Below are 455 nucleotides of genomic sequence, written 5' to 3' on the forward strand. Positions count from 1 at the left end.
ATGGCGCTCGCGCCCGATCTGCCGGCCGAAGCAGCCGGGGTCTGGGAGTGCATCGAGCTGCCCGCGGTCAGGCCGCAGGTGATGCACCACCACCGCCTGGCGGTGCGCTGCCCCGGATGCGGCACGCGGGCTGTGGCGCCCGTGCCGGTCAGCGGCACCCCGTTCGGCCCGCGCCTGCACGCGGTGGCCACCTACCTCAAGACCTACCAGGCGCTTTCCTACGAGCGGCTGCAGGCCGCGCTCGCCGACCTGTTCGGGCTACGCCTCAGCCAGGGCGGGCTGATGAACCTGCTCCGCCGTGCCCAAGGCAGGTTCCAGGCCGGGCGCGAGGCGGCCGTCGCGGCGCTGCGCCGTGCTGAAGTGGTGGCCTCGGATAAGACCGGTGTGCGGATCGAGGGCTGCTCCGGCTACCATTGGGTGTTCCGCTGCCAGGACGCCGTGGTGCACCAGGCCGC

General features: G+C 73.2%; 1 protein-coding gene. It reads left to right on the forward strand.

Going from position 1 to position 455, the window contains the following annotated elements; genetic code table 11:
- The coding region (locus E2C06_RS36990; protein ID WP_165982934.1) for an IS66 family transposase at positions 1 to 455 on the forward strand (455 nt) is incomplete at both ends.

The organism is Dankookia rubra (assembly GCF_004355005.1).
In the GTDB taxonomy this organism is placed as follows: domain Bacteria; phylum Pseudomonadota; class Alphaproteobacteria; order Acetobacterales; family Acetobacteraceae; genus Paracraurococcus; species Paracraurococcus ruber_A.